This window comes from Lutibacter sp. Hel_I_33_5, assembly GCF_007827455.1.
In the GTDB taxonomy this organism is placed as follows: Bacteria; Bacteroidota; Bacteroidia; order Flavobacteriales; family Flavobacteriaceae; genus Polaribacter.
In genome coordinates this window covers 671,417-697,687 of the sequence record NZ_VISM01000001.1, presented here as the reverse complement: position 1 = coordinate 697,687, position 26,271 = coordinate 671,417, and the positions used below count along the sequence as shown (strand labels likewise).

General features: G+C 29.2%; 21 protein-coding genes. 11 read left to right on the top strand and 10 right to left on the bottom strand.

The window, feature by feature from the left end; translation table 11 throughout:
* The first annotated feature begins 57 nt into the window (after positions 1-57).
* Together rimO and OD91_RS03005 are read left to right on the top strand one after the other, a co-directional pair.
* A complete protein-coding gene (rimO, locus tag OD91_RS03010) occupies positions 58-1,368 on the top strand; it encodes a 30S ribosomal protein S12 methylthiotransferase RimO (RefSeq protein ID WP_144894919.1) in 1,311 nt (436 codons plus the stop codon).
* 21 nt (positions 1,369-1,389) lie between these two features.
* Positions 1,390-1,860: a DUF3575 domain-containing protein gene (locus OD91_RS03005; protein ID WP_144894918.1), complete on the top strand. Its 471-nt coding sequence runs from the start codon at positions 1,390-1,392 to the stop codon at positions 1,858-1,860.
* Here OD91_RS03005 and OD91_RS03000 read toward each other — a convergent pair.
* Positions 1,841-4,336, bottom strand: coding sequence for a M14 family metallopeptidase (locus OD91_RS03000; protein ID WP_144894917.1), 2,496 nt, complete (start codon positions 4,334-4,336; stop codon positions 1,841-1,843). The genes OD91_RS03005 and OD91_RS03000 overlap by 20 nt on opposite strands.
* Positions 4,337-4,475: 139 nt before the next feature.
* On the opposite strand from OD91_RS03000, the gene bshC reads away from it, so the two are divergent.
* Together bshC and rlmF are read left to right on the top strand one after the other, a co-directional pair.
* Positions 4,476-6,095, top strand: a complete 1,620-nt coding sequence (gene bshC, locus OD91_RS02995) for a bacillithiol biosynthesis cysteine-adding enzyme BshC (RefSeq protein ID WP_144894916.1) — start codon at positions 4,476-4,478, stop codon at positions 6,093-6,095.
* A 261-nt stretch (positions 6,096-6,356) separates the two neighbouring features.
* Positions 6,357-7,211, top strand: a complete 855-nt coding sequence (rlmF, locus tag OD91_RS02990) for a 23S rRNA (adenine(1618)-N(6))-methyltransferase RlmF (protein ID WP_144894915.1) — start codon at positions 6,357-6,359, stop codon at positions 7,209-7,211.
* Here rlmF and OD91_RS02985 read toward each other — a convergent pair.
* The gene (locus OD91_RS02985) at positions 7,208-7,813 is read right to left on the bottom strand and encodes a hypothetical protein (RefSeq protein WP_255513150.1); all 606 of its coding nucleotides are present in this window, start codon (positions 7,811-7,813) and stop codon (positions 7,208-7,210) included. The genes rlmF and OD91_RS02985 overlap by 4 nt on opposite strands.
* A gap of 248 nt (positions 7,814-8,061) precedes the next feature.
* Here OD91_RS02985 and OD91_RS02980 point away from each other — a divergent pair, with 248 nt between their 5' ends.
* Complete coding sequence (locus OD91_RS02980) at positions 8,062-8,682, top strand: response regulator transcription factor (RefSeq protein WP_144894914.1); 621 nt, start codon at positions 8,062-8,064, stop codon at positions 8,680-8,682.
* 164 nt (positions 8,683-8,846) lie between these two features.
* Positions 8,847-10,460: a sensor histidine kinase gene (locus OD91_RS02975; RefSeq protein ID WP_222428663.1), complete on the top strand. Its 1,614-nt coding sequence runs from the start codon at positions 8,847-8,849 to the stop codon at positions 10,458-10,460.
* 227 nt (positions 10,461-10,687) lie between these two features.
* Here the strand turns inward: OD91_RS02975 and OD91_RS02970 are convergent, their stop codons facing one another.
* The 4 genes from OD91_RS02970 to argS all read right to left on the bottom strand — a co-directional run bounded on the left by OD91_RS02970 (position 10,688) and on the right by argS (position 15,374).
* Positions 10,688-11,062, bottom strand: a complete 375-nt coding sequence (locus tag OD91_RS02970) for a LysM peptidoglycan-binding domain-containing protein (RefSeq protein ID WP_186434384.1) — start codon at positions 11,060-11,062, stop codon at positions 10,688-10,690.
* 269 nt (positions 11,063-11,331) lie between these two features.
* On the bottom strand, positions 11,332-12,720 hold the full coding sequence (gene lpdA, locus OD91_RS02965; protein WP_144894911.1) for a dihydrolipoyl dehydrogenase: 1,389 nt from the start codon (positions 12,718-12,720) through the stop codon (positions 11,332-11,334).
* Positions 12,721-12,785: 65 nt separating this feature from the next.
* A complete protein-coding gene (locus OD91_RS02960) occupies positions 12,786-13,376 on the bottom strand; it encodes a hypothetical protein (RefSeq protein ID WP_144894910.1) in 591 nt (196 codons plus the stop codon).
* A 213-nt stretch (positions 13,377-13,589) separates the two neighbouring features.
* Positions 13,590-15,374: an arginine--tRNA ligase gene (argS, locus tag OD91_RS02955; RefSeq protein ID WP_144894909.1), complete on the bottom strand. Its 1,785-nt coding sequence runs from the start codon at positions 15,372-15,374 to the stop codon at positions 13,590-13,592.
* A gap of 90 nt (positions 15,375-15,464) precedes the next feature.
* Between argS and OD91_RS02950 the strand changes: the two genes are divergently transcribed.
* Together OD91_RS02950 and OD91_RS02945 are read left to right on the top strand one after the other, a co-directional pair.
* Positions 15,465-15,989 carry a YkgJ family cysteine cluster protein gene (locus OD91_RS02950; RefSeq protein ID WP_144894908.1) on the top strand — a complete coding sequence of 175 codons (525 nt, stop codon included), beginning with the start codon at positions 15,465-15,467 and terminating at the stop codon, positions 15,987-15,989.
* Positions 15,990-16,100: 111 nt separating this feature from the next.
* The gene (locus tag OD91_RS02945) at positions 16,101-16,931 is read left to right on the top strand and encodes a sterol desaturase family protein (RefSeq protein ID WP_144894907.1); all 831 of its coding nucleotides are present in this window, start codon (positions 16,101-16,103) and stop codon (positions 16,929-16,931) included.
* A 170-nt stretch (positions 16,932-17,101) separates the two neighbouring features.
* On the opposite strand, the gene OD91_RS02940 is transcribed toward OD91_RS02945, so the two are convergent.
* Positions 17,102-17,416, bottom strand: a complete 315-nt coding sequence (locus OD91_RS02940; RefSeq protein ID WP_144894906.1) for a GIY-YIG nuclease family protein — start codon at positions 17,414-17,416, stop codon at positions 17,102-17,104.
* Positions 17,417-17,458: 42 nt separating this feature from the next.
* Complete coding sequence (locus tag OD91_RS02935; protein WP_186434383.1) at positions 17,459-18,703, bottom strand: exo-beta-N-acetylmuramidase NamZ domain-containing protein; 1,245 nt, start codon at positions 18,701-18,703, stop codon at positions 17,459-17,461.
* Between the two features lie 5 nt (positions 18,704-18,708).
* Here OD91_RS02935 and OD91_RS02930 point away from each other — a divergent pair, with 5 nt between their 5' ends.
* The 3 genes from OD91_RS02930 (at position 18,709) to OD91_RS02920 (ending at position 23,971) form a co-directional block, all read left to right on the top strand.
* Positions 18,709-19,944, top strand: coding sequence for an ABC transporter permease (locus tag OD91_RS02930; protein ID WP_144894905.1), 1,236 nt, complete (start codon positions 18,709-18,711; stop codon positions 19,942-19,944).
* A gap of 123 nt (positions 19,945-20,067) precedes the next feature.
* Complete coding sequence (locus OD91_RS02925) at positions 20,068-21,426, top strand: pyridoxal-phosphate dependent enzyme (protein ID WP_144894904.1); 1,359 nt, start codon at positions 20,068-20,070, stop codon at positions 21,424-21,426.
* A 52-nt stretch (positions 21,427-21,478) separates the two neighbouring features.
* Positions 21,479-23,971, top strand: coding sequence for a T9SS type A sorting domain-containing protein (locus OD91_RS02920; RefSeq protein WP_144894903.1), 2,493 nt, complete (start codon positions 21,479-21,481; stop codon positions 23,969-23,971).
* A gap of 170 nt (positions 23,972-24,141) precedes the next feature.
* On the opposite strand, the gene lipA is transcribed toward OD91_RS02920, so the two are convergent.
* Positions 24,142-25,011 carry a lipoyl synthase gene (gene lipA, locus OD91_RS02915; protein ID WP_144894902.1) on the bottom strand — a complete coding sequence of 290 codons (870 nt, stop codon included), beginning with the start codon at positions 25,009-25,011 and terminating at the stop codon, positions 24,142-24,144.
* A 37-nt stretch (positions 25,012-25,048) separates the two neighbouring features.
* Complete coding sequence (locus tag OD91_RS02910) at positions 25,049-26,269, bottom strand: NRAMP family divalent metal transporter (protein ID WP_144894901.1); 1,221 nt, start codon at positions 26,267-26,269, stop codon at positions 25,049-25,051.
* Positions 26,270-26,271 lie beyond the last annotated feature (2 nt).

Genomic DNA, 26,271 nt, shown 5'->3' with positions numbered 1-26,271 from the left:
AAACTCATAGATATCAGTATAAAACCCTTATTTTTGCATCCATTTAAATAAAATTCAATGCGTACAAAAACCATCAAACAAAATAAAATCAACGTTGTTACTTTAGGGTGTTCAAAAAACGTTTATGATAGTGAAGTGTTAATGGGACAACTAAAAGCCAATGGAAAAAACGTTGTACATGAGGATGAAAATGATGATGGAAATATTGTAGTTATAAATACCTGTGGATTTATAGGTAAAGCAAAAGAAGAATCTGTAGATACTATTTTGCATTATGCACAACGTAAAGAAGCTGGAGAAATAGATAAGGTTTTTGTAACAGGATGTTTAAGCGAACGTTATAAGCCAGATTTGGAAAAAGAGATTACTAATGTAGATCAGTATTTTGGTACACATGATTTACCTAATCTTCTTAAGGTTTTAGAAGCTGATTATAAGCACGAATTAATTGGAGAACGTTTAACAACTACGCCAAAACATTATGCCTATTTAAAAATTGCAGAAGGTTGCGATAGACCTTGTTCTTTTTGTGCAATTCCTTTAATGAGAGGAAAACATAGATCAACACCCATTGAAGAAATTGTAATTGAAGCGACAAAATTAGCTGAGAAAGGGATTAAAGAAGTGATGTTAATTGCACAAGATTTAACCTATTATGGCTTAGATATTTATAAAAAACGTGCTTTAGCTGATTTATTATTAGCTTTAACTAAAATAGAAGGAATTGAATGGATTAGAATGCATTATGCATTTCCAACAGGTTTTCCAATGGATGTTTTAGAAGTGATGAAAAACGAACCTAAGGTTTGTAATTACTTAGATATTCCACTACAACACATTAATTCAGAGTTGTTAAAATCGATGAAACGAGGTACAACTCATGAAAAAACGACTGCGTTGATTCATAAGTTTAGAGATATTGTACCTGAAATGGCAATTAGAACTACATTAATTGTTGGTTATCCAGGAGAGACAGAAGAGATGTTTCAAGAATTGAAAGATTGGGTAGAAGAGATGCGATTTGATAGATTAGGCGCTTTTGAATATTCTCATGAAGAAAATACAGGAGCTTATGTTCTAGAAGATGATGTTCCTGAAGACGTTAAGTTTAAACGTGTTAATGAGATTATGGAGATACAATCTCAAATTTCTTGGGAATTGAATCAACAAAAAGTAGGAAAAACGTTTAGATGTTTATTTGATAGAAAAGATGGTGAATATTTTTATGGACGTACTGAGTTTGATTCACCCGATGTTGATAACGATGTTATTGTTGATGCAAAAAAGCATTATATAAAAATTGGAGAATTTATTGATATTAAAATAACCGAAGCTGGTGATTTTGATTTGTATGGTGAACCAGTTTAAAAATTTTAATAAGTAAAAAAAATGAAAAAAATTATTCTAATATTTTTATTATTATTTTGTTTTAAGACAATAATAGCACAAAAAAATGCAATAAAAGTTAATCCGTTGGGTCTTGCATTAGGAATTGCTAATATTGGTTTTGAATTTAAAATAAGTGATAATCAAACAGCTTCATTTTCTGCCTTATATGCTAAGGTTGATGATATTGATGGTTTTGGGGCTGGAATTGAACAGAGATTTTATTTTGATTCTGATGAAGCATTTATGGGTTGGCATGCAGGCCCTAGTTTTGGGGTTTTAGCTTTAAAAAATAATAATCATGAAAGTACAGTTTTTTCAATAGCCGCTGATATAGGACATCAATGGGTTTTTAAAAAAGGTTTTTTAGTCGATGCTTTTGCAGGGGTAGGTTATTTGATTAATACTGAAGGATTTAATGATCTTAAAAAATTAAACATTTCTATTGGAGTATCTATTGGTTATTTTTGGTAATGTTATGCGAGTTTCTAAAGAAAATAGCATTTACAAAAAACAGTTTTCCATTATCCCAAAAAGACCTAAACAATGGGTTATCTACCATATAAATAATACTACCATTACCTATTCGTTCTTCACCAAAAAGTAAGGATTCTGGAATGTTTTTTAAAGCTTTTTTTCCAGCAAAACCTGATGCGTTTGCTACATCTTTAGTAAAATAGGCAACATTACCAACATCTTTTAAAAATTTATATGAGTTACTTCCTAACTTAAGAGAAAAATAAGTGTCAGAATATCCAAAAGCTAAGGGATGCGTTTTATCTACCTTACTTTTAAAAATAGCGCCCGTAATAAAATTTTCTGTGCTTTTACGTTCTATATCTGCATAGGGGGTTAAGTTAGATTTTAAAGAGTCTTTTTTCTCGTCTTTTTTTGTTTTTAAAGTAAACTCTTTTTTATCTGCAAAAGCTCTTAAAGCATTACTCATGGCAATAACAGTACCACCACTTCTTGTCCATTTCTTTATTTTCTCTAATGTATTTTTATTTAATACACTTCCATAATATCCATTTGGAATGATTAAAACATCATAATTATTTAAGTCAGCTCTACCAAAATTATCAGTATCTAAAACTGTTAGTGGATATTCTAATTGTGTTTCAAAGAAATGCCAGATTTCTCCAAAAGCTAAAGAAGAAGTTCCTTTACCAGATAAAACTGCTACTTTTTGTTTGTTAATTGGATTTACACTATAAGAACCAAAATCTACTCCAGAGCTAACAAAACCAGTGCTAACAGCGATAATTTTTCTTTCTAATTTATTGGTAATAGCAATCAATTTTTTGTCAAACTTTTTATGTTTAACATTATCATGCCTTAAAATAATTAACGAACCTCTATCATACGATTTTCCTTCAACAGAAAAAGGCTTTTCAGAAAAACGAACTCTAATATTTTCTTTTAATAGTTGAGCTAAAAAAGTAGCATCTTCCAAGCTATTCCATTTAGATAAATAAGCGTAAGAATTAGGAGAAGTATTATTATAAACTTTATTGTTAGCTGTATTTTTTGATGAACTTACTTTAGTTTTTGAAGCAATCGCATTAAAACCATGCGCATATGGTAAAGACCAAGCTGTAATATCATAAGTTAAAGAATCAGCTAATTTTGCTTTTGGTTCAAATAAAGCTTTTACCATTTTTCCTTTTGGTTGACTTGAATGTATTACTAAATCATTTGAAGATACATTTAGACTACCATCTTTTAAACTTGTATAATTATAACCTTTTACTTTTCCTTTATTTGTGTATTCATAGTTGATTTCATGTTTGTCTAATAACCTTTTTAAACGATCTGTTTTATCTTGATTATCATTTTTTAACACATAACTTTTATACTTTAAACTTTTGTTATCAAAGAATTTTTTGAATTCAGAATTCAATTTTTCTGCATTTTTAGAAGCAATTTCAACAGTAGATAATCCTGTAGTTTTATGATGTTTTACTCTATCAATTAATGTTAATTCATAACCATGATCAGTATTAATTCCTAAACCAGCCATTCCATGTCCCGCTTGCTCATAAGTCATACCAATAGCTCCCATAAAAGTAGGATAAGTATCACCATAACTTGGATAAAGTAAATCAAAACTTTCTTTGGTGAAATATAGCCAGTTGTTTTTATCGAAATATTTTGCATGATTTTTTCCAATTTGGACCTGGAAATCGCGTTGCCAATCAGAAATTACTTCATGAAACGGTTCTGCGGCAGGAGCAAAATAATAAGGATTATTAATAAATTGTTCGTGAAAATCAACATGAATATGTGGCATCCATTTATTGTAAATTTTTAAACGCTGCTGACTTTCTACTTGTGTAGCCCAAGCCCAATCTCTATTTAAATCAAATAAATAATGATTTGCCCTTCCGCCTGGCCAAGGTTCTTGATGTTCTTTTGCTTCTTGGTTTGGATTATAAGGAGAGCTACTAACTTGATTAAACCAATTTACATAACGATCACGTCCATCAGGATTAATACAAGGATCTATAATTACAATCGTGTTTTCTAAATACGATTTTTTTGAAGTAACTAATTCATACAAGGTTTGCATAGAAGCCTCAGAACTAGAAGCTTCGTTACCGTGTACATTATAACTTAACCAAACAATTGCTTTGTTATTTATAGCGACACCAGCGCTTTTAATTCCTACTTGCGTAAGATTTGCTAAACGAATTTTATCAATATTATCGATGTTTTCTTGTGATGAGATATAACTAACATATAAAGGTCTATGCTCATTTGTTTCTCCGTATTTTTCAAGTGTTACATTAGATAATTGCTTGCTCACGTATTTAAAATAGTCAACAACTTTATGATGTCTTGTAAAACGTTCACCCAATTTATAACCTAAATATTCTTTAGGAGATTTTATATTTTGTGAAAAGATAAATGAAGAGCATAATAATGCGAGTAGTAAAAGTCTGGTTTTCATAAAAAAAGAATTGATCTAAATTCAAATGTACAGAATATTCTTTTTTGAATTGTTCTGATTAATTTTATTTTCCGTTAAAAGTTTGTTAGAAAATTTTTAGAATTTCGACAAACGTTTTAAAAAAGTGTATTTTTGAAACATGACCAACACAGAAACAGACTGTAAAAAATATTCCATTCCTTTTCATAAAACAGGCTTCTTTTCTAAGACGATGTTAGATTATTTAGATCAGAAAGAAATTATTCAACCTTTTTATAATAATTTTCCAGATTTAGAAGGATTTAAAAAGCAAATTGAAGAAAAGCGTCATTCTGAACTCGTTTCAGAATCTCATCGTAAAGTTTTAGGAGATGCTTTAAAAAATCAATATCTATCTGTAAAAACATCAGAAGAGACACAACAAAATATTGAATCTTTACAAAAAGAAAATACATTTACAATTACTACTGGTCATCAATTAAACTTATTTACTGGGCCTTTATATTTTTTATACAAGATAATTTCTACAATTAATTTAGCGGAAGAATTAACAGATAAGTTTCCGAAACAAAATTTTGTTCCAATTTATTGGATGGCTACAGAAGATCATGATTTTGATGAGATTAATTATTTTAATTTTAATCATAAAAAAGTACAATGGAATCGTAAAGATGGTGGTGGAGTAGGTCGATTTTCTACAGAAGGTTTACAAGAAGTTTTTGATGAGTTTTCTAAGCATTTAGGAAACTCTAAAAATGCAATCTATTTAAAAGGTTTGTTTTCTGAAGGATATTTAAAACACAATAATTTAGCAGATGCAACTAAATATATTGCTAACGAATTATTTGGAAAATACGGATTAATTATTATTGATGCAGATGATGTTTCTTTAAAGAAATTATTTATTCCTTTTGTGGAAAAAGAACTATCTGAACAAGTTTCTTTTAAAGAGGTTTCTGCAACAAATACTGAATTTGAGAAGCACTATAAAGTTCAAGTAAATCCTAGAGAAATAAACTTATTCTATTTAACAAATGAAATAAGAGAACGAATTGTTTTCGATGACAATCTATACAAAGTAAAAAACACAGCTATAGTTTGGAGCAAGAGTGAATTACTTAATCACCTCAATGAGGTGCCTGAGAGGTTTTCACCAAATGTAATTATGCGACCTTTATATCAAGAGGTGATATTACCTAATCTATGTTATATTGGTGGAGGCGGAGAAATTGCTTACTGGTTGCAGTTAAAAGCATATTTTGAAAAAGTTAATGTTCCTTTTCCTATTTTGTTATTACGAAATTCTGTTCAAGTTATTACTGAAAAGCAGTTTAAAAAGTTAGAGAAACTTAATATTTCTTTAGAAGAAATCTTTATAAAACAACAAGATTTACTAAAGAAAAAAGTAACTGAAAATTCAGAGGTTTCTGTTGATTTTTCCAAACAGAAAGAGTTCTTGAAAAATCAATTTTCAGCATTAAAAGAAATTGCAAAACAAACTGATGTTTCTTTTGTCGGAGCCGTAAATGCGCAAGAAAGAAAACAAGTAAAAGGATTAGAGAATCTAGAAAAACGTTTATTAAAAGCTGAAAAAAGAAAACAAAAAGAACTAGTTTCTAATATAACTGAATTGCAAAACCAGCTGTTTCCTAATCAAAGTTTAGAAGAACGTCAAAGTAATTTTTCTGAATATTATTTAGAATTTGGAAATGATTTTATTCATCATTTAAAAAATAAATTAGAACCTTTAGCTTTAGAATTTTCAATAATTGTTTTGTAGTTTTAATCAGATTTATATTTATATCAAATAAAAAAACCGTTTAATCTATGAGATTGAAACGGCTTTTATGGACAGTAATTGGGGGACTTAATAATTTTAGGGGATTTTATTTAATTTCCTGAACTTACAGTAAAAATAGTATTTATTTTAACTGTTTTTGGCTCTGTAGTATAAATGTAGTAGCCTTTTTTCAATCAAAATAGTAAGGTTTTTTAATAGTTCTTGTTAAATTTTGCCTTTTATTTGTATGCTTTTAAAAAAATGACAGAAAAAAAATTACATCCAAAAAATAAATTTAATAAAGGGTATAACTTTAATGAATTAATTATTAATAATCCTTCTTTAAAAGAATTTGTATTAGAAAATAAATTTGGAAATTTAAGTATTGACTTTTCAAATACTAAAGCAGTAAAAGAATTAAATAAAGCTTTATTGTTTTCTTATGATAAAATATCTATTTGGGATTTCCCTGATGAAAATTTATGCCCGCCAATTCCCGGGCGTTTAGATTATATTCATTATTTAAATGATTTAATAGTTGATAAAAATGATATCAAAGTTTTAGATATTGGAACTGGTGCAACTTGTATATATCCGCTATTAGGAGTAACTGAATATGATTGGAGTTTTGTAGCAACTGATATTGATTTAGATTCATTAGATACTGCACAAGATATTATAGATGATAATAATTTTGATCATAAAATCGAATTACGCCAACAGTTTGATGAAATGAATATTTTAAAAGGAATTATTGAAGAGAATGATTCTTTTACAGTTACTATGTGTAATCCTCCATTTTACAAATCTGCAGAAGAAGCAAGAGGTGCAAATAAAAGAAAATCAAGAAATTTAGGTAATAACGCTGTTAGAAATTTCTCTGGAAATAATAATGAACTTTGGTATGTTGGTGGTGAAAAAGCATTTTTGCATACTTATTTATACGAAAGTTCGCAATTTCCAAAAACAAGTACTTGGTTTACAAGTTTGGTTTCGAAAAAAGAAAATGTAGAGAGTTTAAAAAAATCATCAAAAAAATTAAATGTCTCTGAATTTAAAGTGATTCCAATGTCTCAAGGCAATAAAGTAACTAGAATTGTTTGTTGGCGATTTTAATTATAAACAATATCCTTGATTTTATATTTTTTACAGATAAAATTTAAAATCACATAAACTAACATATGCACAAAGACTAAACAAATAAATGCATATAGCGGAACGCCTAAAATTTGATACGGCCAGAAATACGTCCAAACACCTAAATAAATTGTAATTACTTCTCCGAAAGCAGGTAAAATTAACGCTAAAATAATAGCTAGAATTATTTTATTTTTAGAAGACTGATTTTTTAAAGTTGGTATTAAATTAGCTTCAAGCTTATATAAAAAGTAAAAAGCCAACATCCAAGCAAAAGGCAACCATAAAGGTAATTCTCTACCTACTTCATGATATTCCCAATAACCGTTAGAAACACCCCAATATTCACCAATAATACCTCCAAAACCTGTTAATAACATTCCTATTATTAGTAACCAGTTTTTATTTGTTTTTGGTTGAATAATTTCTTTATTGATATTATATAGTAATTTTAACCCTAAAATTCCTGCTATTATTACATCATGTTTTTTTAAAACACCAATTAATACCCCAGCAACAATTAATTTTAAAAGTGCTTTTAGGATTTCTTTAGAAAAGAGTTTTTTGTTTGTGATAATCAAAATTTGGAAGATTTTTTTTGAATGTTTCAAAGATAGAAAAAACTTAGGTCTTCAGTCTACTTAATTATCTCAAGGTAATGATTAACTTTCTTATAAATATTTTCTGTACTTTTGTTTATAGAGTTGTATTACTTTTTTTCGGCTATCCCAGATTAATTACAAAAAACATTTTGGTTTAATAATATTTGCTATACATTTTACAGTATGTAAAACTTCTTATATATAGCAAATTTTTAATTTGTTTTAGTATGAATGGATTGCAAAAAGTTGTTATTGTAGAAGACGATAAAGTCCTCTTAGAATCGTATAAATATTTTTTCTCTAATTACACTGATTACCATCTTGTTAAAGCGTTTTCAAATATTGAAGATTTATTAATTTTTATTGATACTAATAATGTAGATATTATAATTAGTGATGTAAATCTACCTGGACTCAGTGGAATAGAAGGATTAAAAAGGGTGAAGAAAATTAATTCAGATATTAAAATGATTTTAATTAGTATTCATGAAGAAAGTTCAATAGTAATAGACTCAATAAAAAATCATGCAGATGGTTACCTTATTAAACCCATTAGTGAAGAAGAATTATTAAAAACATTAAATTTATTAGAAAAAGGAGGGATTCCTTTAAGCGAAAATGTAACTCTTAAATTAGTAGAAGAATTACGATTTAATAAAATTAAAATGTTTTCTGAAAGAGAAAATGAAATTGCTTCTTTATTACTTAACGGAAACACGTATTCGAGTATAGCAGAAAAACTATTTATATCTGCTAGCACCGTTAATTACCACATTCAAAAGATCTATTTAAAACTGAATGTAAACTCTAAGATTGAAGCATTAAAAATTTTGAGAAAACTTAAATGATATTCAGAGTTAAAAATTTAACTTTTTTTCTTGTACTCTTGAGTTTTTATGAAGTTTCTTCTCAAGAAATAGTAAACGAAAAAAAAATAATCAAAAGCAACATAGATAAAGTATTTAAATATTATCTTGATAAAGACGATTTTAAAAAAGCAATTAATCTTTTATTGAAAAATGAAAAAAAACTACACAAAAAAAAATATTTTGAGATTGAGTCCGAAAATAATAATTGTATTGGTTTAGTTTACGCTCAAATATCTGCCTATGATAAAGCAGCCTTATATTTTAATAAGTCAATAGCAATTTCTGATAGTATAAAAAAACATCAACTTAAAAATAGAAGAAAACTTATTGCTGAAAGTAATATGTTAAATCTATTTCTTGATAGTAAGCAGTACGTTAAACTAGATAGCTTAGCTATTCTAGTGAAAAAAGAGTGTTTAAAAAATAAATCATCAGGTATATATTATTATTACCAAACTAAACTGAGATCCTTATTTGTAAGAAAAAACTATGACGAATTATTAAGAACATCAGAAGAAGCTTTAGATTTCTTAAATAATGAAGAGTTTTTTAAAAACCTTGATGAAATAGAAACAATTAAATCTTTAAAAAATAGGTTTATAGCTATTTATTTATTGTTTAATACATATGCTCTTTTTGAGAATGATAAAAAAAATAATAATGCTAATAATAACTTAGATTTTTTACTGAGTCAAAAGCTAGAAAGTGTTTTATGGAATGATGAGTATTTATGGATGCATAAAGTGAATTTATACTTATATAAAACAAAATATTTTTTGAAATATGATAATAAAGATTCTTTAAATTATTATCTAAACTTATTTAATAATCAGTCTTTAATTTTAAATAATTACTTAAGAAATAAAAAGAAACACTCTAATGAATTTTTATTAAAAAGTATTGATAATGAAGTTGCCTTAGAGCGATCTAATTCTCAATTGATAATTGAAAATGAAAAGGCAACTAAATATAAAATCATCAATATTTTTTTAATATTGATTGTTATTGTTAGTATTATCATCTTTATTAAAAGGGAAAAAAACAAAAGAGACAAAGTCCTGATGGATAATAGGTTAAAGGTTAAAAATCATGAGTTAGAAAAGAGTTTTCTAGATAAGAAAAATCTAGAAGAAAAAATTAATGCTATTCAAAATGAAATATCAAAAGATTTACATGATAATTTCGGAAATAGATTTGCTGCTATTATTACATCTAATTCTATCTTAGAAAGTATACTTAATAAGAATACTTTTAATGCGCTAGAATTTAATAAATTCTCTGAATTCTTAAAAAATAACATTTACCAATTAATGATAGATGTAAAAGATTTAATCTGGGCATCAAATTCTGAAAATAATTCAATTTTTAGAATTGCTCAGCGAATAGAAAATATTGCAATTGAGTTTTCTAAATTGAAAGATCTAAATATTGAATTTAATTATTTAATTCTTAATGATAAAAGCACACCAAATTATTGGAACAAACAGTTTATTTTAATTGTAAAAGAAGCACTTAATAATATAATTAAACATGCAGGTGCAACTAAAGTAGAGATGAAACTTGAGTATCTTAAAACATCTAATAAATTGTCATTATATATCAAAGATAATGGGATAGGTTTTAAGGTAAATGAAGTGAAAAGGTCATCTGGTTTAAGTAATATGAAATCTAGGGCAAAAACGTTAGATTTAGATTTAATAATTGAGAGTAATATAAACGAAGGAACGTTAATAAATATAAAAGGAGGGATTGTTTAGCAAGAACTATGAAGAACTAATAGTTAGATAAGTTATGTTATTATCTATTTTTGTGGTGTTAATAATAACTACCAAATAGCAATCCCCTGAAGAAGATAAAAGAGGCTCAATTACGAGCCTCTTTTGTTATATTATTAAAAGGTATAATATATAAGTATAACTAAAATTAATGGCACAAAAAAACCGAAGCAAATTACTTCGGTTTTAATATTGTAAAAAGAAACTTCTTATAAATTTGGTATAACTAATTCTTGACCTACTTGTATAAGATCTGCAGATTTTAAAATAGATGTATTTGCTTCAAAAATTGTTGTATATTTTGATGCATTTCCATAGTATTGTTTTGCAATCTTACCTAAAGTTTCTCCACTTTGTACAGTGTGGTTTGCAAAAACAGATTCATCTTCTACTGAAATATTAGCCATAATATCTGTAGGGCTTTCACCACCTACTTTTTTTATTTCATCCCAAATAAGATTCTTTTCATATAGGTTTTTAGCAGTTCCAGTAACGTGTAAAACTCCATTTTCTTCTTTTACATCTCCATTTTTAATTTCTAATTCCTGACCTAAATTTAATACGCTTTGATATTTTGCTTTCATTTTAATTATTTTTTAAGATTAATTTAAAGTATTTTAAAGATACAAAAAAACCGAAGCATTTTGCTTCGGTTTTACTCTTTTTCATAACAAATTTCCCATCAACTTAAAACTAGTATTAGAAATAATCATAGGTTGGTTTTTAAGTGTTAAGAAAATGTTAAATCAAAAAGTATACCAAAGAATATATTTAATAAATAAATTAAACAAAAAAACCTCACCATTTAAGGCAAGGTCTTATTTATCAAATATTTATATTCTTATTTCTAAATCTACAAATGTATCACTTCATCATACGCATCAGCAACGGCTTCCATCACAGCTTCACTCATAGTTGGATGTGGATGAATTGTTTTTAACACTTCATGACCAGTAGTTTCTAATTTACGACCTAAAACAGCTTCAGCAATCATATCGGTAACACCAGCACCAATCATATGGCAACCTAGCCATTCACCATATTTAGCATCAAAAATTACTTTTACAAATCCCTCTGGTGTTCCAGCAGCAGTTGCTTTTCCTGATGCAGAAAAAGGAAATTTACCTACTTTTAATTCGTAACCAGCTTCTTTAGCTTTTTCTTCAGTTAAACCAACAGAAGCAATTTCTGGAGTTGCATACGTACAACCAGGAATATTTCCATAATCAATCGCTTCGGTATGAACACCAGCTAATTTCTCTACACATGTAATTCCTTCTGCAGAAGCAACGTGGGCTAGGGCAGGACCAGGAGTTACATCACCTATAGCATAATAACCAGGAATATTTGTTTGATACCAATCGTTTACTAAAATTTTATCTCTATCAGTAATAATACCAACGTCTTCTAAACCAATATTTTCAATGTTTGTTTTAATTCCAACAGCAGATAATACAATATCAGCTTCTAAAATTTCTTCTCCTTTTTTAGTTTTTACTGTTGCTTTTACACCATCACCAGAAGTATCAACAGATTCTACTGAAGAATTTGTCATGATCTTAATTCCAGCTTTTTTAAACGAACGCTCCATTTGTTTAGAAACATCAATATCTTCTACAGGAACAATATTTGGCATAAATTCTACAATAGTAACATCAGTTCCCATTGAATTATAAAAATGAGCAAACTCAACACCAATAGCTCCAGAACCAACAACAATCATAGATTTTGGCTGACTTGGCAAACTCATAGCTTCTCTATAACCAATTACTTTTTTACCATCTTGTGGTAAATTTGGTAACACTCTAGAACGCGCACCTGTAGCAATAATTATATTAGTTGCGCTATATTCAGTTACCGTTCCATCTTCAGCAGTAACATCAACCTTTTTACCAGTTTTAATTTTACCGAAACCATCAATAATATCGATTTTATTTTTCTTCATTAAGAATTGAACACCTTTGCTCATTCCGTCTGCAACGCCACGACTTCGTTTAATAACAGCGTCAAAATCTTTATCAATTCCTTCTGCTTTTAAACCATACTGATCTACATGCTTTAAATAATCATAAACCTGTGCAGATTTTAATAATGCTTTGGTTGGTATACAACCCCAGTTAAGGCAAATTCCACCCAAGTTTTCTTTTTCTACTACAGCGGTTTTAAAACCTAATTGCGATGCTCTAATAGCAGTCACATATCCTCCAGGACCACTTCCGATAATTATTACGTCGTATTTCATATTTTATTTAAAGATTTAAAATTGAAAGATTTAAAATCGTTCAATAATTTTAGTTGTTTTTATTTTTATTTACAATTTTGGTTGTAATATCTAATTATTTGAACTACATCAGAATCAAATTTTTTCTTTATTACACTTTTATTTTTTATTAATTTTATAAATTCTGGACAGTCTGAAGTGTATTTAGAGATTACACTAAAAAATTTTCCTCTTTTTGGGTTTGAAAATAGATTTTCAATTAAGTCTTCATTTTTTCGCCCAATATAATATCCTTTTTTTTCTTTTCCTTTAAATAACTCTACACCAACACTTAGAACCCCATTTGAGTATAATGGTAAATACATACCTGGAGAATCTTTTAAATAATAGTATAAATTTAGTTTACCTATTAACCCTATTCTAGCTAATATGATAGAGTTATTTAAAATTTTATACTCATAATTTCCTCCATTGAAAAACCTTAGTTTTTTTACTCTCTTATGATCTAAAATTTCCTTTTTACTATTTTTATCTTTTCTATATTTTATTTTTCCATTTGGTTTAACTTCAATAGAACCTATTAATTTAGAACCATCTCTTAAATGAATAATTCCTCTTTCTTGAGAAAAATTATTAATTGATAATAAAAATAAAAATAATACTAATAAATTTTTCAATATTTTAATAGTTGTTTATTTATGGCTTTCGAGCGGGCTTTTACTACTCGCTTTTTTTAGCTTTGTTCTCGATATAAATTTATTCATTCTTCATAAATTCACTCGAACTGACAACTTAAAAAGAGCTCTTAAAAACCGTTCAATCCCAAACTCACCTATATATTTACTATAATTCTTTACGGCCAACTACTTACTGTAACTGGATACTAATTTTTACATCCTTTCTGGAACCTGAATTCCTAATAAATTGAATGCCGATTTTATTGTATTAGCAACCTTATTAGCTAACTGTACTCTAAATATTTTTTTATCTTGATTTTCCTCACCTAAAATTGATACATTTTGATAAAAAGAATTAAATTCTTTAACCAGATCATATGTGTAATTTGCAATCACTGCAGGCGAATAATTAGTCGCAGCTTGTTGTATTGCTTCAGGATAAATCTCTAATTGTTTTATTAATTCTTTTTCTTTAGCATGTAAAGATATCTCTACATCGCTAGATATGACATTATAGTCAAAATTTGCCTTTCTAATAATAGACTGAATTCTAGCATAGGTATACTGAATAAAAGGACCAGTATTTCCCTGGAAATCTACGGAAGACTTAGGATCGAACAAGATTCTTTTTTTAGGATCTACTTTTAAAATAAAATATTTTAATGCTCCTAAACCTATTGTATTGTATAATTCATTTTTTTCAGCCTCAGAATATCCGTCTAATTTTCCTAATTCTTCAGAAATAGTTTTAGCAGTTTCTGTCATTTCAACCATTAAATCATCAGCATCTACAACAGTTCCTTCTCTAGATTTCATTTTTCCAGAAGGTAAATCTACCATTCCGTAACTTAAATGATATAAACTTTCTGCCCAAGAATACCCTAATTTTTTAAGAATTAAAAACAATACTTTAAAATGATAATCTTGCTCATTTCCAACAGTATAGACCATTCCGCCAACGTCAGTAAAATCTTTTGCACGTTGAATTGCAGTTCCGATATCTTGTGTCATATAGACAGCTGTTCCATCAGAACGTAATACTAACTTTTCGTCTAAACCATCTTCGGTTAAATCACACCAAACCGAACCATCATCTTTTTTGTAAAAAACACCAGACTTTAATCCTTCTTCAATGATATCTTTTCCTAAAAGGTACGTATTGCTTTCGTAATATAGTTTATCAAAATCTACTCCAATATTTTTGTAAGTAACATCAAAACCTTTATAAACCCAACCATTCATTTCTTTCCAAAGAGCAACAACTTGCTCATCTCCAGCTTCCCATTTCAATAACATTTCTTTCGCTGCTAAAAAAAGCGGTGCTTCTTTTTTAGCTTCGTCTTCAGTTTTTCCTTCGGATATTAATTGAGCAATCTCTTTTTTATATTCTTGGTCGAACTTTACATAATAGTTTCCAACCAATTTATCACCTTTTAAACCTGTTGATTCAGGAGTTTCTCCGTTTCCGAACTTTTCCCAAGTTAACATCGATTTACAAATATGTATTCCTCGATCGTTTATAATCTGAGTTTTATACACTTTATGACCTGCAGCTTTTAATATTTCTGAAACAGAATATCCTAAAAGAACATTTCTAACATGGCCTAAATGAAGTGGTTTATTAGTGTTTGGCGATGAATATTCAACCATTCTAGGAGTTCTATCTTCGGTGTTTTTATTGAATCCGTAAGTAGCATCCGAATAAATTGAATTGAAGAAGTTAGTGTAAAAAGTATCTTCTATCACTAAATTTAAGAAACCTTTTACAACATTGTAATTGGTAATTACATCAATATTTTCAACAACATACTTTCCTAAATCTTCGCCAATCTGAACAGGATTCCCTTTTTTGTAGCGTAATAAAGGAAAAACAACAACGGTAATGTCACCTTCAAATTCTTTACGAGTAGCTTGAAATTCTACAGACGGAATTTCAGTTTCATACAACGCTAAAAAACCTTCTTTTACTGTAGCTTCTATTCGATTTTGAATATTCATTTTATCAATTAAAATTGAAGTGCAAAATTACATATTTTATTTGTTTTTTTTGAATGATTTTTCCTTAGAATTTATAGCTAAATTTGCTGTATGGAAAAACGTTTAGAAGAACTACCAAAATTAGCGGCAGATGTTAAAAAAGAGAATCAGAAATATTTTGCTAGATTAAAAAAACGAACTCCTAAAAACTTAGATTATGTCATGCAAGAATTGCATGAAGAAGAATTTAAAAAAACGGATTGTTTAGACTGCGGGAATTGTTGTAAAACGACTAGTCCAATCTTTACAAATGTAGATATAGAGCGTATTTCTAAACATTTAAAAATGAAAGTATCTGCTTTTGAAAAGCAATATTTAGAACGTGATGAAGATGATTTTATGGTTTTAAAATCTGCTCCTTGTACTTTTTTAGATGAATCTGATAATACCTGTTTTATTTATAATGTGAGACCTAAAGCGTGTGCAGAATATCCGCATACGAATAGAAAAAAGTTTAGTCAGATTACAAACTTAACTATAGAGAATACTGCAGTTTGTCCAGCTGCTTATAATATTGTTGAAGCTTTAAAAAAGCGAATGCCAATAGAAGGGAAGGTTAAGAAGAGAAGAAGTTAAGAATTGTCACTGCAAGAATTTTTAAAAAATCGTAGTATCCTTTTAAAAAGATTGCTTCACTTTGTTCGCCATGACCAACATTTTTTCTATTTTTAGAAAAAATACATCAACTTGGAAACAATCATACATTATTTTGAGAATATACCCTCGCCACATAGAGCAGCTATTGTTGTTGGAGGAATTACTTTTTTCTGGCTTTTAGAGGGTGCATTACCGCTATTTAATTTTAAATATAAAAAATGGAAACATGCCTTTCCGAATCTGTTTTTTACAGCAACAACCATTATCATAAATTTTGCATTGGCGTTTTTATTACTACAAACTGCAGATTGGGTACAAGTCAATAATTTTGGATTAATTAATTGGTTACCAGAAATGCCTTTGTGGTTGTATGTGGTTTTAGGTGTTGTTTTCTTAGATTTTTTCGGAGCGTACTTAGCGCATTTTACAGAGCACAAAGTAAAACCTTTATGGATGGTGCATTTGGTACATCACACAGATCATAAAGTTGATACTACTACGGCGAATAGACATCATCCAATAGAAAGTGTTATCCGTTTTACATTTACCTTATTAGGTATTTTTCTAGTAGGAACACCCATTGGAATTGTTATGTTGTATCAATCTTGTTCGTTAATTTCTACTCAGTTTACGCATGCTAATCTTAAAATGCCGAGGAAGATTGATAAGTTAATTAGTTTTGTATTGGTTTCGCCAGATATGCATAAAGTGCATCATCATAATATGTTGCCGTATACAGATTCTAATTACGGAAATATCTTTTCTATTTGGGATAGAATTTTTGGAACCTACTTAGAATTAGATAGAGAAAAAATTAATTATGGTGTTGATACTTTTCCAGATGAAGCAACAAACTCTTCTTTAAAAGAATTATTAAAACAACCCTTTCAAGGATATAGGAAACCGACTAATTTGGAGTAGCGAATGATTGCTTATAAAACTAAGTACAAAAGACCAGACAGTACTTTATACTACAATGACTTCCTGCTTTTTTAACAAAGAAATAGAAAAAGTTGAATTGTCTATGAAAACTTACGATTAGGTATGTCAACTACTTTTTTTTGTCATTCCTGCGTAGGCAGGAATCCAAACTAATCCTTTAAAATGTTATCATACCAATCTTTAGGTAAATCTAACCATTTTATGTTGTCTTTTTCAATCAGTTTTATTTTCCAGTCACGTTTCCATTTCTTCATATTACTTTCTCTTGTAATTGCTTCTTCAATGCTTTGAAATGTCTCAAAATACATTAGTTTACTTACGTTATACTTTTGAGTGAAACCTTTTTTGATTCCCATTTTGTGTTCGTAAACTCTTCTTTGTAAATCATTAGTTACACCAATATATAATGTTCCTCTAATCTTGCTTGCTAAAATATAAACATAATATTGATGGATTGTTTTCATGTATTTTTGAAGTCTGGATTCCTGCCTTTGCAGGAATGACAATTACTCATAAATCAAATACTTCTTTCTAACTTTCTTAAACGCTTTCAAATCTTTAGTCCAAGTTCTTCTAATTTGAGATTCTGTTAAACCTTGCTCAATTTGTTGTTGTAGTTTTTTAGTACCTGCATGAATTGTAAATGTTTTTCCGAAGAATTTTTCTTTTATTGGAGTTCGTTTATAGGCATCTTTCAAAAATGATAAGTCTAAACGACTTAAATGTTTATTAGTACGTAAATCTATACCGTTACAAAGTTTGTTTTTGTGTTTTGGGTATTTAGCACCTTCATTAGCTTTTGGTGTATAGCTAAATTTAGTTTCCTTAAAAAAAGGTGCACCATACATTTGAAATTGAGTACTTGTTCCTCTACCAGCGTTTATAGTTGTGCCTTCAAAAAAACCTAAACTAGGATAGAGGTTTATACTTTTATCATTTGGTAAATTCGGTGAAGGTTTTATCGGTAAACTATAAGTAGTTTTGTGTGTGTAATTTGCTAATCGAATAACAGTTAAATCACATTGAACACTATTTGCTAACCAATTTTCGCCGTTAATCATGTGTCCGTATTCGCCAATCGTCATTCCATAAACAACAGGAACAGGGTGTTTACCAACAAAACTTGAATGTTTAGGTTCTAAAACGGGTCCGTCAACATAATGTCCGTTAGGGTTTGGTCTGTCTAAAACTATCACAGGAATTCCTGCTTCTGCACAAGCTTCCATAACATAATGTAAAGTAGAAATGTAGGTGTAAAAACGTACGCCAACATCTTGAATATCAAAAACAACGATATCAATACCTTTTAATTGATCTTTAGTAGGTTTTTTGTTTTTTCCATGGAGTGATAAAATAGGCAATCCAGTTTTTGTGTCAATCCCATCATCTACATGAGCGCCGGCATCAGCTTTTCCTCTGAAACCATGTTCTGGAGAAAAAACTTTTTTCAAATTAATATTTAAAGCTAAAAGAGTATCTACTAAATGTTTTGCTTTTTTCTTGCTGTTTCTTACTTCTCTAAAAATAACCGAAGTCTGATTCGCCACCACAGCAACAATTTTTCCTTTTAAAATATTCAAATAAAGGTTTGTTCTTTCCGCACCAGTTTTAATTTTAGGTTTTTCTGTTTTTAAACTTTCACTTTTCACCTTTAATCTTTGACCTTTTGTCTTCTGCGCACAAGAAATCAGCTGAAAATTCATCAATAAAAACAATAATAAATATGTACTTTTGAATCTACTTAATTTCATAAAGATTGAATTACGAGTTATTTATAGCCAAACGCATCATTGCTGGCAAAGAGTATAAAAATAGCATTTCATCGCCAATAATAAAAATTGCAATCACTGCAATTGCTTTAGGTTTTATTATTATGATGATTGCGGTTACTGTTGGTGATGGTTTTCAGCATAAAATTCGTGATAAAATGGCTGGTTTTAAAGGTCATATTCAAATTATGAATTATGATAATAATAATTCTGATGTTTCTACAAGTCCGATTGATAAAAATCAAGATTTCTATCCAGCGTTTAAAGATATCAGCGGTATTAAAAATGTACAAATAGTTGCAAGTAGAGGAGGGATTATAAGAACAGAAACTGATTTTGAAGGTATTTTAATGAAAGGTGTTTCTACCGATTATGATTGGTCTTTTTTTAAGAGTTATTTAAAAGAAGGTAGAATTCCGAATTTAAATTTAGAGCGTTGTAGGGAAATATTAGTTTCTAAAACTATTATGAATCGTTTAAGTTTAAAATTGAATGATACTATCAATACATACTTTTTAAAAGACTCTAGAAAATCCTTACCAAGTAAAAGAAAGCAAGTTATTGTTGGTGTTTATGATACTGGTTTTGCTCAATTTGATGGTTCAGTTATTCTTGGAGATATTAGAGAAGTACAACGATTAAATAAATGGAACGAAAATCAAGTTGGAGGTTTTGAGGTATTGATTGATGATTTTGATGAGTTAAAACAAAAAGGAAACGAAGTCTACAGTTCAATTGGTTCAACATTAAATAGCATGACTATTGTTGGTAATAATCCTGCAATTTTTGATTGGATAAAACTAACCAATAATAATGTGTGGTTTATTATTGGAATTATGATTTTAGTGGCTAGTATTAATATGATTACCGCTTTGTTAGTGATGATTTTAGAAAGAGTGCAAATGATTGGTATTTTAAAGGCATTAGGTTCTAATGATACCAGTGTTAGAAAAATATTTTTATATAATGCTGCCTATTTAATTTTAAAAGGATTGTTTTGGGGAAATATAATAGCATTCGTTCTACTAATGACTCAAAAACAATTTGGAATAATTTCTTTAGATCCAGAAACCTATTATGTAACTAAGATTCCTGTGTATTTTAATATAGGGTATATTCTACTTTTAAATCTTGGAACATTGGTTTTATGTTTTGTAATGCTTGTAATACCTTCTTATATAATTACAAAAATACTCCCAGTCAAATCAATCAAATTTGCATAATTAATAATTTATTAAGTTTTTGAGAGGTTAATTTTATTTGATTAATTGATTTTACATCAAAATTTCCATAACTTCATAATTTATCTATTTTATTTCGTTACTTTGTTTCATCAAAATATGACGATGAATTACGCAAAAAATATATTGGAAACTATTGGTAATACACCAATGGTTCGCTTAAATTCTGTAACAAAAGAAGTGGATGCTTTAGTGTTAGCAAAAGTAGAAACATTTAACCCAGGAAATTCTGTAAAAGATAGAATGGCGTTAAAAATGATTGAAGATGCAGAAGCTGATGGACGTTTAAAACCAGGAGGAACAATTATTGAAGGTACTTCTGGAAATACAGGGATGGGTTTAGCATTAGCAGCTATTGTAAAAGGTTACAAATGTATTTTTGTTATTTCTGATAAGCAATCCAAAGAAAAAATGGATATTTTACGTGCTGTTGGAGCTGAGGTTGTGGTTTGTCCAACAAATGTAGAACCAGATGATCCAAGGTCATATTATTCAGTATCTAAACGATTAGGGAAAGAAACACCAAATTCTTGGTATGTAAATCAATATGATAATCCGTCAAATGCTGTAGCGCATTATGAACAAACTGCACCAGAAATTTGGGAACAAACAGATGGTAAAATCACCCACTTTGTTGTTGGTGTAGGTACTGGTGGAACTGTTTCTGGAACAGCTAAATACTTAAAAGAGAAAAATCCGAATATTAAAATTTGGGGCGTAGATACGTATGGTTCAGTTTTTAAAAAATATCATGAAACTGGTATTTTTGATGAGAACGAAATTTATCCTTACATCACAGAAGGAATTGGAGAAGATATTTTACCTAAAAACGTAGATTTTTCTTTAATAGATGGGTTTACAAAAGTAACAGATAAAGATGCGGCAGTTTATACACGTAAAATTGCCAAAGAAGAAGGGATTTTTGTAGGTAATTCTGCAGGTTCGGCTATTAAAGGCTTGTTACAATTAAAAGAGCATTTTACAAAAGATGATGTCGTTGTGGTGTTATTTCATGACCATGGAAGTAGGTATGTGGGTAAAATGTTTAATGATGATTGGATGCGAGATAGAGGTTTCCTTGAAGAAGAAGTAACAACCGCTGCAGATTTAATAAAAAGTCATGTTGACAAATCTATGGTAACTTTACAAACAGAAGAATTAGTTTCTCATGCCATTGAAAGAATGCGTGATTTTAAAATATCTCAAATTCCAGTTAGAGACGCTAATGGATTTGTTGGATCTGTAGATGAATCTGATTTATTGCATAGTTTTATTGCTGATAAAGATATTGCGGATAAACCCATAAAAGAAGTCATGGGAGCAGCGTTTCCTATTGTGAAAAAATCAGCAGGAATTGAAGAGGTTTCTAAATTAATCACCAAGGAAAACCCAGCTGTTTTAGTTGATTTAGAAAATGGTAAGCATCATATAATTACAAAATATGATATTATAAGTGCTATGTAAAGGGCTAGAATAAATTTAAGTACTTTTACCGTAACTAATTAAATATACTACAATGATTAAAAAATACATTTTCCCACTTGTACTTTTTGTTTGTTCAATTTCTTATGGACAAGAGTATAAAAAAATGATATCCAAAGGAACTTTTACCTTTAAAGAAATTCAAAAAGAAGCAAATAATTATTTCTCAATTAAAGGAGAAGGAAGAGGTACAGGTTATAAACAGTACAAGAGATGGGAATATAATGCTAAACGGAAAGTTGATGAAAATGGATTTGTTAAAAGGAATTCTTTTTATATCAATGAACTTAAAAGGTATAATGCAGAATTAAACTTAGAATCAAAATCTTCTAGATTGGCTGTAAATAGTTGGGAACAATTAGGGCCAACTAATGTTACTGTTACAACAGGTTATAACCCAGGTATAGGAAGAATTACCCACATAGCAATTGATCCTAATGATGCTAATCATATGATAATTGGAGCACATTCTGGCGGTGTATGGAGAACTATTGATAAAGGAGGAACTTGGACTCCTTTATCTGATAACTTTACCAGCATGGATGTATATTCTTTAGCTATTCATCCAACAATTTCAAGTACGTATTATTGGGGAGGTATTAATGGAGAAATTTATAAATCTACAAATAGCGGTACTATATGGTCTAAAACTCAAAATATTGAAGGAGGAGATGTTACTAAAATTATAATTAATCCTAATGATCCAAAAATACTATTTGCTACTGGACAAGGTTTTGGTATTTATAAATCTATTGATTCTGGAGATAATTGGACTAAAGTAACCACGGATACTGATGGATTAGATGTTGAGTTTAAACCAGGTGATTATAATACAATTTATGCTACGGGTAAAAACTTTAATAAATCTACAGATGGAGGAGCTACTTGGTCTGTAATTTCAGGTTTTGATAATGAGGGTTTAAAACAAGTTGGTGTTTCACCACATAATGCATCTATAGTTTATGTAATTGAAGAAAAAAATGGCGTATTTAACGGTTTTTATGCTTCCTCAGATTCAGGAGCAATTTTTACCAAAAAAGATCATACAGGTAAAAACTACTTCGGTTCATCAATAGAAGGAACAGATACAAGAGGTCAAGCTCCAAGAGATATGGCAATAGCTGTTTCTACAACAAATAGTAATGAGGTTCATATAGCTGGAATCAATCCATATAGATCATTAGATGGGGGAACAACATTTACAATGACTGCTCATTGGGCATATGACAGTACAGTTACGGATTTAGGGTATTGCCATGCAGATATAGACGATGTGCTTTATTATGGAAATGAATTGTTTGTAGTAAGTGATGGAGGTGTTTATGTTGCAAATGATCCTGCAGGAGCAATTAATAATACTTATTATAAAGATTTAACTACAGGGATGGGAATTCATCAGTTTTATAAAATTGGTGTTTTTCAAGATGCAACCTCTAAGGTTACAGGAGGTTCACAAGATAATGGAACAACTTCTTATATAAACTCTACTTGGAAAAATTGGTTTGGTGCAGATGGAGGTCCTTCTTTTTTTCATAATACCAATAGTAACATAATTTATGGTACAACGCAAGAAGGAGGGGTGGTTAAGACTACAGATGGAGCAGATAATTTAGATGGTACTTTTACCTCTCCTACAGGTAAAGGTAATTTTATAACTCCTTTTATACCAGATCCAACAGAAAACGAAACTATTTATATAGGATATGAACAAGTATTTAAATCTATTGATGGATCGGATTCTTGGAGTTCAATTTCTCAAGATTTTGGCACTAAATTAGATCTATTAGCGATTGCTCCAACCGATAATAAAACTATTTATGCAGTTATTGGAGAAAAATTATTTAAAACGACTACAGGAGGTAGTAGTGGAGATTGGACTGAGGTTACTACTATTCCATCAGGTTTTATTATTGATGTAAAAGTACACCCAAAGGATGCAAATAAAATAGCAATCGCAACAACGCATCAGGATATGATATTTATAAGTACAGATGGCGGTGTTACTTGGAATGCTAAAAAAACTGGTTTACCAAGTTTTTCAGCTAATGTATTAGCATGGCAAGATAATGCCAAAGATGGTTTGTATGTTGGTATGAGTTATGGAATTTATTATATTGATAATACATTGTCTAGCTGGCAAAATTATTCAAACCTTATACCAAATGTTAGTATCAATGACCTTACAATTAATACTGCAGAATCTAAATTATATGCAGGTACTTGGGGAAGAGGTGTATGGAGAATACCTTTATTCGGTGTAACACTATCTACTGAGGATTCTAATTTACTTGATAAGAAAATTAGTGCATACCCTAATCCAGTTAGTAAAAGTTTAAATATTGTAACTGATTTAAATACTAAAGCAGAAATTAGGCTATTTTCTTTAGATGGAAAACTAGTGTATTTCTCTAAAGAAAAATCATTAAGAAATCATAAGATTGATACTTCTGAATTTTCTTCAGGAATATATTTTTTAAGAATTAACTCTGAAAATCAAATAATTACAAGGAAAATAATAAAAGAATAATTCAAACGATTATAGATAGAAAGAAAAAAACCATCTCTGCGAGATGGTTTTTTATCAACTAATTCAAATAATTTACACAATGAAGAGGTTTACTACGTCTCCTCGATAATACTTTCACAAGTATTGTGCCATAAATGATTTAGTTATAGGTTTTTACAAAAACTTAACAATTAGTTAGCATGTTTATGTGCTTTGTAAGAAGAACGGACTAATGCACCACTTTCTACGTACATAAAGCCCATTTCTAAACCAAGAGTTTCGTATTTTTTAAATTGTTCTGGAGTAATAAATTCTTTAACAGGTAAATGCTTTTTAGAAGGTTGTAAATATTGACCAATAGTAATAACATCTAATCCAACATTTCTTACATCTTTCATGGTTTGGATTACTTCTTCTTCAGTTTCGCCTAAACCAAGCATAATACCAGATTTTGTACGCATCCCTTTTTCTTTTAAGTATTTTAAAACACCTAAACTTCTTTCGTATTTTGCTTGAATTCTAACTTCTCTAGTTAGTCTTCTTACAGTTTCCATATTGTGAGAAACTACTTCTGGGTGTACCTCAATAATTCTATCAATTAACTTTTCATTTCCTTGAAAATCAGGAATTAAAGTTTCTAGCGTTGTGTTTGGATTTGCTCTTCTAATTGCATCAACAGTTTCTGCCCAAATAATTGAGCCGCCATCTTTTAAATCATCTCTATCTACAGAAGTGATTACGGCATGTTTAATCCCCATAATTTTTATAGATCGAGCAACTTTTTCTGGTTCATCCCATTCTACAGTTTCTGGTCTTCCGGTTTTTACACCGCAAAATCCACAAGAACGAGTACAAGTATTACCAAGAATCATAAATGTTGCAGTTCCTTCACCCCAACATTCACCCATATTAGGGCAACTTCCACTGGTACAAATAGTGTTTAATTTGTATTTATCTACTAAACCTCTAAGTTCTGTGTATTTTTTACCAACAGGTAATTTTACACGTAACCATTTTGGTTTTTTTTGTCTCTCTGGAGTAATAACAGCGTTCTCTGACATGCTTAATTAATGAACTGCAAAGTTACAAAGAATTGTTTTATAAATTGAGTAAAAACCAAATGCTAAAACCAATAAGAAATACAATTCCAAGAATACTTAAAGTTTTTAAATAGATGGAAGGTTGATGTTCTTTTGGTGTATGTTTTCCAGTAATCAATAGATAGTTTAAAATAGCATAAAAAGGAGCCGTTAAAAAAGATAAAATAGTTGCTAGTTTTACTAAAAATCCCATATCAGCTAAGAAGAAGTTTAGGATAATAAATGTTCCAAACCCTAAAAAAAGAATCCAAAACCAATAATTGAATATTGTTTTCTTTTTAAATAATAAATTGGTTGTTTTTGTCATAGCTCTAGGAGAAGCATCTAACGTTGTTATTGTTGTGCTAAACATAGTTGTAAATGCTGCTACAGCAATAAAAATGTAAAAGAATTCACCAAGATTTTTAGTATATAATTGTATTAATTGTGATGCAAATACACCACCTTTATTAGAAAAGGTTTCACCAGAATGATACATCACTAAAGCTCCCAACATAACAAAGCAAACTCCTAAAAATAATGTACCGATATACCCAACATTAAAGTCGAAAATGGCTTGTTTGGGTTTTATTTTTTGAAACGTATTTTTTTCCTTTTCAATAGACCAAAGCGAATGCCAAATAGAAATATCTAAAGGTGCTGGCATCCAACCTAAAAAAGCAATTAAAAAAGTGATTTCTATAGTTCCACTTGGGAATATCTGTGTTATTTCAAAACTTTCTTTTGTACTAAATAATGCTACATTAACAGCTATAATTGTGCTAACAGTCAGGATAAGGATAATGTATTTCATTAAATTATCCAACAATTTATATTTACCAACTACTAGAATTAGAATGCTAATAATTGTAATAACAACAGACCATAACACTAGATTATCTGTGATGCCAAAAAGTTGAGAAGCTAACCCTGCAGTAACAATAGTAACGGCAGCTTGTATAGTAAACATAGTTCCGAAACTCAATACAAAATAAATAGCTAAAACATTTTTACCGAGTTTTTTATAACCGTCTAATAAAGTTTCTCCTGTTGCCGCAGCATAACGTGGCCCAAACTGAAAAAAAGGATATTTAAATAGATGTACTAATAACAATGCCCATAATAAACCAAATCCAAATTCTGCACCAGCTCGTGTAGATTGTACCAAATGAGATACACCAATTGCTGCGCCTGCAAAAAGTAATCCTGGACCTAAAGAATTTAAGAATGATTTTTTCATAA

What these genes read in the sequence shown, in the direction of transcription:
- OD91_RS03000 (WP_144894917.1), bottom strand. Translation starts at nt 4,336, where the DNA reads ATGAAAACCAGACTTTTACTACTCGCATTATTATGCTCTTCATTTATC.
- OD91_RS02935 (WP_186434383.1), bottom strand. Translation starts at nt 18,703, where the DNA reads ATGAAATTAAGTAGATTCAAAAGTACATATTTATTATTGTTTTTATTG.
- OD91_RS03005 (WP_144894918.1), top strand. Translation starts at nt 1,390, where the DNA reads ATGAAAAAAATTATTCTAATATTTTTATTATTATTTTGTTTTAAGACA.
- OD91_RS02925 (WP_144894904.1), top strand. Translation starts at nt 20,068, where the DNA reads ATGAATTACGCAAAAAATATATTGGAAACTATTGGTAATACACCAATG.
- OD91_RS02950 (WP_144894908.1), top strand. Translation starts at nt 15,465, where the DNA reads ATGGAAAAACGTTTAGAAGAACTACCAAAATTAGCGGCAGATGTTAAA.
- rimO (WP_144894919.1), top strand. Translation starts at nt 58, where the DNA reads ATGCGTACAAAAACCATCAAACAAAATAAAATCAACGTTGTTACTTTA.
- OD91_RS02970 (WP_186434384.1), bottom strand. Translation starts at nt 11,062, where the DNA reads ATGAAAGCAAAATATCAAAGCGTATTAAATTTAGGTCAGGAATTAGAA.
- lpdA (WP_144894911.1), bottom strand. Translation starts at nt 12,720, where the DNA reads ATGAAATACGACGTAATAATTATCGGAAGTGGTCCTGGAGGATATGTG.
- lipA (WP_144894902.1), bottom strand. Translation starts at nt 25,011, where the DNA reads ATGTCAGAGAACGCTGTTATTACTCCAGAGAGACAAAAAAAACCAAAA.
- bshC (WP_144894916.1), top strand. Translation starts at nt 4,476, where the DNA reads ATGACCAACACAGAAACAGACTGTAAAAAATATTCCATTCCTTTTCAT.
- OD91_RS02980 (WP_144894914.1), top strand. Translation starts at nt 8,062, where the DNA reads ATGAATGGATTGCAAAAAGTTGTTATTGTAGAAGACGATAAAGTCCTC.
- OD91_RS02940 (WP_144894906.1), bottom strand. Translation starts at nt 17,416, where the DNA reads ATGAAAACAATCCATCAATATTATGTTTATATTTTAGCAAGCAAGATT.
- rlmF (WP_144894915.1), top strand. Translation starts at nt 6,357, where the DNA reads ATGACAGAAAAAAAATTACATCCAAAAAATAAATTTAATAAAGGGTAT.
- OD91_RS02910 (WP_144894901.1), bottom strand. Translation starts at nt 26,269, where the DNA reads ATGAAAAAATCATTCTTAAATTCTTTAGGTCCAGGATTACTTTTTGCA.
- OD91_RS02920 (WP_144894903.1), top strand. Translation starts at nt 21,479, where the DNA reads ATGATTAAAAAATACATTTTCCCACTTGTACTTTTTGTTTGTTCAATT.
- argS (WP_144894909.1), bottom strand. Translation starts at nt 15,374, where the DNA reads ATGAATATTCAAAATCGAATAGAAGCTACAGTAAAAGAAGGTTTTTTA.